The organism is Glycomyces paridis (assembly GCF_004912155.1).
Lineage (GTDB): Bacteria > Actinomycetota > Actinomycetes > Mycobacteriales > Micromonosporaceae > Glycomyces > Glycomyces paridis.
In genome coordinates, this window is sequence record NZ_STGX01000009.1 from 201,987 (window position 1) to 209,983 (window position 7,997).

6 protein-coding genes and 1 pseudogene are annotated in these 7,997 nt (G+C 72.4%); 5 read left to right on the forward strand and 2 right to left on the reverse strand.

Annotation, left to right across the window (positions count from 1 at the left end; genetic code table 11):
• The first annotated feature begins 37 nt into the window (after positions 1-37).
• The 4 genes from E9998_RS13885 to E9998_RS26325 all read left to right on the forward strand — a co-directional run bounded on the left by E9998_RS13885 (position 38) and on the right by E9998_RS26325 (position 5,660).
• The gene (locus tag E9998_RS13885) at positions 38-1,804 is read left to right on the forward strand and encodes an HSP90 family protein (protein ID WP_136530295.1); all 1,767 of its coding nucleotides are present in this window, start codon (positions 38-40) and stop codon (positions 1,802-1,804) included.
• Positions 1,801-4,026 (forward strand): hypothetical protein, encoded by a 2,226-nt coding sequence (locus E9998_RS13890; RefSeq protein ID WP_136530296.1) that lies wholly within the window; start codon positions 1,801-1,803, stop codon positions 4,024-4,026. Before E9998_RS13885 ends, E9998_RS13890 begins: the two co-directional genes overlap by 4 nt.
• A 214-nt stretch (positions 4,027-4,240) precedes the next feature.
• A complete protein-coding gene (locus E9998_RS26320) occupies positions 4,241-4,660 on the forward strand; it encodes a hypothetical protein (protein WP_240037613.1) in 420 nt (139 codons plus the stop codon).
• Positions 4,653-5,660: a hypothetical protein gene (locus E9998_RS26325; RefSeq protein WP_240037614.1), complete on the forward strand. Its 1,008-nt coding sequence runs from the start codon at positions 4,653-4,655 to the stop codon at positions 5,658-5,660. The genes E9998_RS26320 and E9998_RS26325 overlap by 8 nt, the downstream gene beginning before the upstream one ends.
• A gap of 162 nt (positions 5,661-5,822) precedes the next feature.
• Here the strand turns inward: E9998_RS26325 and E9998_RS26330 are convergent.
• Both E9998_RS26330 and mshA read right to left on the reverse strand, forming a co-directional pair.
• Positions 5,823-6,134: pseudogene (locus E9998_RS26330) on the reverse strand (YbjN domain-containing protein); the annotation flags it as partial.
• Complete coding sequence (mshA, locus tag E9998_RS13900) at positions 6,131-7,366, reverse strand: D-inositol-3-phosphate glycosyltransferase (protein ID WP_136530333.1); 1,236 nt, start codon at positions 7,364-7,366, stop codon at positions 6,131-6,133. The pseudogene E9998_RS26330 and the gene mshA, both read right to left, overlap by 4 nt.
• Before the next feature lie 406 nt (positions 7,367-7,772).
• On the opposite strand from mshA, the gene E9998_RS13905 reads away from it, so the two are divergent.
• The coding region (locus tag E9998_RS13905; protein WP_136530334.1) for a helix-turn-helix domain-containing protein at positions 7,773-7,997 on the forward strand (225 nt) is incomplete at its 3' end.

Consider the following 7,997-nt stretch of genomic DNA (forward strand, 5'->3'; position numbering starts at 1 on the left):
CCCCGCGGGTGGGTGGGGCCGAATACCATCGGTGTCCATGCGGCACTCCTTCCAGGTGAACCTCGGTGGCATGGTCGACCTCCTCAGCCACCACCTCTACAGCAGCCCGCGCGTGTACCTGCGGGAGCTGCTCCAGAACGCCGTGGACGCGATCGCCGCCCGCCGTGCCGATGAGCCGGACGCCAAGGGCGCCATCGCCATCGACGTGGACGATGACGGCCTGCTGCACTGCCGCGACAACGGGGTGGGCCTCACCGAGGCGCAGGTGCACGAGTTCCTGGCGACGATCGGGCAGTCCTCCAAGCGCGACGTGCTCGGCTTCTCGCGCCACGACCTCATCGGGCAGTTCGGGATCGGCCTGCTCTCGTGCTTCATGGTCGCCGACGAGATCGAGGTGCACACCCGCAGCGCCGCGACCGGCGAGGCCGTCACCTGGCGCGGCTACGCCGACGGCCAGTACACGCTCACCCCCGGGCCCGACCGGGACGAGCCGGGCACCACCGTCACGCTGCGCCCGCGCCCCGGGTCCAACCACTGGCTCGACCCGCGGACGGTCGAGGAGCTCGCCCGCGAGTTCGGTGAGTTCCTGCCGCACGCGATCACGTTCGCGGGGAAGCGGATCGACACCGGCGGGCTCCCCTGGGAGGCCGAGCACCCCGGCGAGGCCGACCGCCGCCGGGCCCTGGTCGACTACGGTGCGCGCATCCTCAAGGAGGACCCGCTCGACGTGCTCGAACTGTCCGCGCCCGAGGCCGGGCTCACCGGCGTCGCGTTCGTGCGCGCCCACCCGGCCAACCCCGCCGAGGCGGCCCGGCACCGCGTCTACCTCAAGCGGATGCTCATCGGCGACGCCGTGGAGGGCCTGCTGCCTGAGTGGGGGTTCTTCGTGCGGTGCGTGGTGAACGCGACCGAGCTGCGCCCCACCGCGAGCCGCGAGAAGTTCTTCGACGACGACCTGCTGGCCGCGACCCGCGAGGCCCTCGGCGCGCAGATCCGCCAGTGGCTCATGACGCTCGCGGCCGTCGACCCGGCGCGGCTCGCCGCGCTGCTGCGCGTGCACCGCTCCGGGGTGATGGCCCTGGCCCTTCACGACGACGACGCGCTGCGGCTGGTCGACCGGCACATCACCTTCGAGACCAACATGGGCCGCATGACCCTCGACGAGTTCCGCCGCCGCCACCAGGTAGTCCGATACACGTCCTCTGTAGACGAGTACCGCCAGCTCGCGAAGGTGACCGCGGCGCAGGGGATCGGGCTCGTCAACGGCGGGTACGTGCACGCGGTCGAGATCATCTCCCGCCTGCCGCGCATGGACCCCGACGTCGGCGTCGAGCGGCTCGACATGAACGACCTCGTCACCCGCTTCGAAGAAGTCGATGCCGACGTCGCGGCCGCCGCCCGCGGCTTCCTCGACATGGCCCGCGCCGCACTGGAACCGCACGGGTGCGAGCCGGTGCTGCGCGGCTTCGAACCGGCCGGGCTCTCGGTGCTGTACCTGGAGAGCGAGGACCACCGCGTCGCGCTCGACCTGACGGCAACCGCCGAGCGCTCCGAGGGCGCCTGGGCCGCCATGCTCTCGATGTTCGAGCAGCCGCAGGAACCCTCACGGCCGCAACTGGTCTTCAACCACCGCAACCCGCTCGTCAAGCGCATGGCGACGCTCGACGACCCGTCCCTGGTCGTGCTCGCCGTCGAGGCGCTCTACGCGCACTCGCTCCTCGTCGGCGGCCACCCGCTCTCCTCCGAGGCCACCGCGACGCTCAACCGCTCGTTCCTCGGGCTGCTGGAGCGGTCGATCACATGAGCCGCGACCCCGCCGAGCTCGACGCGCAGATCAAGGCCGCCAAGGGACTGCCCGACAGCCTCGCGAAGGTCGAGCGGCTGCGCGAGCTCACCAGGCGGGCCGAGGCCGAGGGGCTCACCGACGCGTCCATCGAGGCGAACCTCTCGCTCGTGGAGGCGCTCAAGGGATCCCCCGAACCCGGCCACCGCGACACCAACCAGCGCTACATCGCCCAGTTCGCCCGCTGCGTGTCCCTCCACAAGGCGCACCGCGAGCGCTTCGACGACGCCCAGTACACGCGACTGTGGAAGTCCTTCTTCTGGGTCGCGCTCAAATTCCTCGAAGACGACCCCACGCTGGTGCCGGCCGCCCAGGCCCGCGCGCTCCTCACCGACATGGCCGACCACTGCCCTCCCCAGTGGACGCATGAGCTGCACCGCCTGACGATGAAGCTGGAGATGCGCGCGGGCGACCTCGAAGCGGCCGAACGGTGCGAGCGGCTGCTGCGCTCGGCCGCGTCCTACGACATCGACCGCAGCCACGAGGCGGTGAGCCTCGGTCTCATGTGGGCGACGGTGGGCCGCCACGAGGACGCCGTCCGCGTCCTGCGCACCTACGCGCTCGGCGAGGGCATCGACGACTTCTCCCTCGACTGGGCCCACCCGAGCGAGGCCCACGGCCAGCTCGCCATGAGCTACCTCGCCCTCGGCCGCACCGCGGAGGCCCGCGCCGCCCACGAGGCCGGCACCGACCGCGACACCATCAGGCTCGGCTTCCTGCCCGTGCACCTCATGTACTGCGCCGCGACCGGCGCGATCGAACGCGGCCTCGCGCTCATGCACGGCCACATCCACTACCTGTGCTCCAACTACGTCGGCCTGGAGGCCACCCGGCTCAAGGCAGCCGCCGCCGTCCTCATCCGCCGCGCCATCGAGCAGGGCCGCGGCGCCGAGTCCTGGGAGCTGCCCGAGGACGCGAGCGCGCACGGGCCGCTTGAGAAGTGCGGCGGCGGCGAGGAGTGGATCTACGACCACTTCTTCCACCGGCTGCTCGACCGCGCGCAGACCTACGCCGTGGAGATGGACGAGTCCCACGACACCCGGTGCCACATCGACCTCGTCCACGCGATCCTCCACGCGCCGCCCTCGACGCCCGTCGAGGCGCCCCGCGACCGCTGGCACCGCGACCCGCCCGCGCCGCCCGTCATCGACGGCGACCCCGCCGCGGCCCTCGCCGCCGCGACCGCATTGGAGGACCCCGCAGACCGCGGGCACGCGCTCTGGCGCCACCTCAACGCCGCCGAAGCCGCGGGCTTCACCGCGACCGCCTTCGACGCGCGGCTCGCCCTCGCGACGACGCTGACCGCCCGGACCTGGTCGGCCTCCGTCGCCACCCAGCTCGCCGCCGTCGCCGAAGGCCTCGCCGCGCAGGCCCCGCGACTCGACCGCGACCGGCGCGAGGCCTGCGGGCCCGTCCTCGACCGGGCGAACGCCCGCCTGGTCGACGAACTCGGCGCGTTCGTCCCGGTCGCCCGCGTCCGCGCCCTCCTGGAGGCGAGCGCGCGCCTGCCCGGCGCCGACCCGCTCCAGGCGTACGCGCTCCGCATCCGGTTGGAGGCCAACGCGAACCGCGCCGAGACCGTGACCGAGCTGTGGACGAGGGCCGCCCGCGCGCCCTGGGCCACCGAGGCCGTGCCCGTCGCCGCCGGGCGCGCCTTCGCCGAACTCGGCCGCCACGAGGCCGCGATCGAACTCCTCGCCCCGAGGATCGGGACCGGCGGCGTCCGCGCCGACGACCTCCTGGCCTCCTACCTGCGGACCGGGCGGCGGGACGAGGCCGACCGCGCGCACGAGTCCACATGGGATGCGGGAGGCATGGACGACACCAGGCTCCTCGGGCACCTGCTGCACTGCCTCGGCGCCGGCGCGACAGAACGGGCCCGGACCCTCCTGCACGCCAACCTGGTCCGGTACGAGCTCCCGCCGGGCGACCCGCGGTCCGCGCGCAACCACGCCGCGTCGGTGCGGCTCGCCACGGTGCTCACCGAAGCCGGTGCGGGCGAGGAGACCTGGCTGTGGCACGACGCCGAACCCGGCGGCGAGGGCCCCTACGAGTGGACCTACCGCACCTACGCCGAGGAGGTCGGGGCCGACGCGGCGAAGCGCGTCGTGCGCCTCGACCTGTGCTACGGCACCGACCGGCTCAGGGACGAGTACAAGGCCGTGGTCGACGGCGAGTGGTAGCGGGCGCCCGAAGGGCTCCGACGACCCCGTGCGGGTGAGGCCCGAGCGACTGGCGTGCAACCAGTTCCAAAGAATGGGACTATGTGCCAGATCGTGATTCGGTCCTTGTGGACAAGTGCCGACATCGCTACCGTCGGGTGTCACATGGTGCGCGGCCGCAGGCGCCAACCGACACGGCCGCGCACCGGAAACCGCATGTCAGAAAGGAGTTTCGATGACACGTGGTATTCGGACCACCCTAACCCGGACCCTCCGCGCCCTCGCCGCGGCCGCCGCCGTCGGCGCGCTCGTCCTCGGCTTCAACATCGCGATCCCCTCGGCCGCGCAGGCGGAGGACATCTGGTACACGATGGACTGCCACGACTACTGGGAGGGCAGGAGCACCAGGGCGGGCGACGACTACGGCTACACCGAGCGCCGCGTCGCCAACAACAGCACCTGCACCTCGCACTGGGCCTGGCTCAACGTCTACTACTCCGGCTCCTCCGGCGCCGGATCGACCGGGAAGTGGCAGTCGGACGGCCAGGCGAGGTACGAGGTCCCCGAACAGCTGCGCCTCTACCGCGTCGGCACCTACAAGTCATGGCATTCGGGCTGCGGTTCGAGCTGCCACGTCGAGTGGACCTATGCCTGAGCCCGCGCGCCCGGCCCGCCGCCGCGCGGGCCGGGTCCCCCTGGCCGCGGTCCTCGCCGCGGCCGCGCTGACCGGCTGCACCGAGCCGCCCGACCCGATCGACCGGGCCGCCGCCGAGGCGGTGCTGCTGGCGAACATGACCGCGGCCGACCAGGTCGAGCTCGCGCTGGAACGCGTCTCGCGACTGTGCCTGGAGGACCTGGGCTTCACGGTGCACCCCAGAGGACTCGAGTTCCCCGAGGCGCCCACATTGGAGTACATGCTCGGCGAGGAGGTGTACACCGCCCCGGACCTGTCGCTGCCGCCGCCGGAGATCTACGGCGTCCGCGTCGACAACCCCTCGATCACCCTCGTGGTCGTCGACGAGAACGACGAGGGCGCCTACACCGAGCCGAACCCGTTCAACTCGCAGTCGCAGGAGGACCGGGACGCCTACTTCACCGCCCTCTACGGTTCGTCCGACATGGAGCCCGAGGCGGTGCAGCTGCCGGACCTCGGCCCGGCCGAGCGCGCCGGGGGCGGCTGCATGCGCGAGGCCGAGGACGCGGTCTCCGGCGGCGCGTACACCGACTACCTCAACCACGCCGGGCTCGCGGGGGCCCGCGGCGGCACCGACTGGGCGAGCGACCGGCGCGTCCAGGAGGCCCTGTTCGACTGGGCCGCATGCATGGACGCTCGCGGCTACGACTTCGAGTCGCCTATCCACCTGCGCAGTTCGCTCTCGGGTCTCGCCGGTGACCTCAAGGCCGCGTGGCAGATCCAGCAGACCACCACTTTGGAGGACGCCGAGGCCGAACTGGCCGCCGAGGTGCTCGCCACCGCCGAGGACGACGCCGCCTGTCACGCCGAGTCCAGGCTCGAAGCGGTGCAGGACGAGGTGTACTGGGAGTACCTCATCGCCTACGTCTCGGGCCACGAGACGGCCTTCTACGACTTCAACGAGCGCACCGAGGAGATGACGGCCAGAGCCCAGCGCATCCTCGCCGACGGCCATCTCTAAGTCTGTGGGGCGCAGGTGCTCGAAGGCGTCGAGGTTCCGGGTGGACTCGCCGCGGGCGAGTCGCCAGCGCCATTCGTCCTCTATGGAGGTGCGGAAGCCGAGTTCGAGGATGGCGTTGAAGGCGTCGTCGGCCGCTTCCAGGACCTGGCCGAGGACGCGGTCGAGTTCGTCGGCGCAGATCGCGGTGTGCGGCAGGCGCCCGACGAGGTGGATGTCCTCGGCCTCGTCGACGGCGAACGCGACGGCGTAGAGCTTGCCGTTGCGGCGCAGCAGTTCCGCCCAGACCGCTTCGTGCCGCTCTTCGGGCCTGCGGGCGACGAAGCACTCGACGCGCAGCGCGTGGTCCTCGACGACGAGGCCGCAGGCGATGGCGAGCTTGCGGCTACCGGGGAGGGTGACGACGACCGACCGGGGGCCGTCGGCGCGGTAGTCGGCGCCGGTCTCGTCCAGGGCCGCGGTGAGTTGCTCGATCACCGTTTCAGCGTAATGGCCTGGGAGCGCATGAGGAGCGCGCGCCGGTAGGCGTTGCCGAGTCCTTCGGCGGTGGCCTGCCAGGAGAACAGGGCGGCGTGGGTGCGGGCGCCGGCGGCGAGGCGCTCGCGCAGGTCCGGCTCGCCCATGAGGCGGCCGAGCGCGGTGGCCCAGTCGTCGGCGGAGTGGGAGTCGACGAGCAGGCCCGATCGGCCGTCGGCGACGGCGGTGGGCAGGCCGCCGACCTTCGCGGCGATCACGGGCGTGCCGGTGGCCTGGGCTTCGAGCGCCACGAGGCCGAAGGACTCGTTGTAGCTGGGGACGGCCACGGCGTCGGCGGCGCGGTAGACCTGCGCGAGGGCCTCGCCCGAGCGCGGGGTCCGCCATTGGACGCGGTCGCCCAGGCCGAGGTCGGCGGCGAGGCGCGGCAGCCAGTACAGGTCGGTGTTCGAAGGGCCGCCGACGAAGACGGGCACGATGCGCTCGGCCAGCGCGGGGTGCTGGACGCGGAGGCGGGCGAGGCCGCGCAGGAGCACGTCGGGGGCCTTGGCGGGCTGGATGCGGCCGACGAAGGCGACGATGAGGGCGTCGGCGGGCAGGCCGAGGGACTCGCGGGCGGTGCGGCGGTCGCCGGGACGGAAGACGCCGAGGTCGACGCCGGGGTGGATGACCTCGACGCGGCGGGTGTCGGCGTTGTAGAACTCGCGCAGCTCGTCGGCCTCGGCGGCGGTGTTGGCGATGAGGAGGTCGGCCTCGGTGGTGATCTGCTCCTCGCCGACGACGCGGCCGATCGGCTCGGGGGAGTCGCCGTCGGCGAGGCGGGCGTTCTTGACCTTCGCGAGGGTGTGGAAGGTCTGGACGAGCGGGACGCCCCAGCGTTCGGAGGCGACCCACGCGGCCTGGCCGGAGAGCCAGTAGTGGGCGTGGATGAGGTCGTAGTGGCCGGGCCGGTTGTGGGCCTCGGCGCGCAGGAGGCCGCCGGTGAAGGCGCACAGCTGGGTCGGCAGGTCGTTCTTGGAGAGGCCTTCGAAGGGCCCGGCGGGGAGGTGGTGGACGAGGACGCCGGGGGCGGCCTCGGCGGTGGGGGGCTCCTCGGAGCTGGTGGCGCGGGTGAAGATCTCGACCTCGACGCCGGAGCGCGCGAGTTCGCGGGCGGTGTTGAGGACGTAGACGTTCATGCCGCCGGCGTCGCCGGTGCCCGGCTGGGCGAGGGGGGAGGTGTGGACCGAGACCATCGCGACCCGCTTGACGGCCTGCTTGCGGCATCGGGCCCGGTAGGCCGGGGTGCGCCGTGTGCTCACTGTGGTGTCCTCTCCCGCGGTTGCCGTAGGTCCCCTGAAGCAACGCGCAAAACCCTCGCAATCTTTCCGTGCCGCGCCGTTAACGCACAACCGCCGCACGCGCGAGAGTGACCAACTTGGCAATCCGTCAAGCCGTTTCGCGACGCGGCGCTCCGGGCGCGGCTGCGGTGCGTGCCCGTTTCGCGACCCCCGGTCAGGTGAAGCCGGAATTTCTCTCGCGACACGACCGGGAATGAGCCTCAAATCCGGGCAAGTCGTCCATGATGGGGATACTTGTCATCACCAGGGGGGAGACAACACCATGAGCACTGCAACCGTGCCCGCCGCGAGGCAGCCCACGATGTCGCCGGTGTCCAAGTTCGGCGCGTCGCACTCGCTGCGGCGCCTGCCCGTCCAGGAGCGCTCGGCCGCGCGCGTGCGCCGGATGCTCGACGCGGCCGCCGACCTGATCGAGGAGGTCGGCTACGACCGGCTCTCGACCACGGCCATCGCCCAGCGCGCCGACGTCGCCATCGGCTCGGTCTACCAGTTCTTCGGCGACAAGCGCTCGCTCGCCGAGGCCCTG

What these genes read in the sequence shown, in the direction of transcription:
- E9998_RS13890 (WP_136530296.1), top strand. Translation starts at nt 1,801, where the DNA reads ATGAGCCGCGACCCCGCCGAGCTCGACGCGCAGATCAAGGCCGCCAAG.
- mshA (WP_136530333.1), bottom strand. Translation starts at nt 7,366, where the DNA reads ATGGTCTCGGTCCACACCTCCCCCCTCGCCCAGCCGGGCACCGGCGAC.
- E9998_RS26325 (WP_240037614.1), top strand. Translation starts at nt 4,653, where the DNA reads ATGCCTGAGCCCGCGCGCCCGGCCCGCCGCCGCGCGGGCCGGGTCCCC.
- E9998_RS13885 (WP_136530295.1), top strand. Translation starts at nt 38, where the DNA reads ATGCGGCACTCCTTCCAGGTGAACCTCGGTGGCATGGTCGACCTCCTC.
- E9998_RS26320 (WP_240037613.1), top strand. Translation starts at nt 4,241, where the DNA reads ATGACACGTGGTATTCGGACCACCCTAACCCGGACCCTCCGCGCCCTC.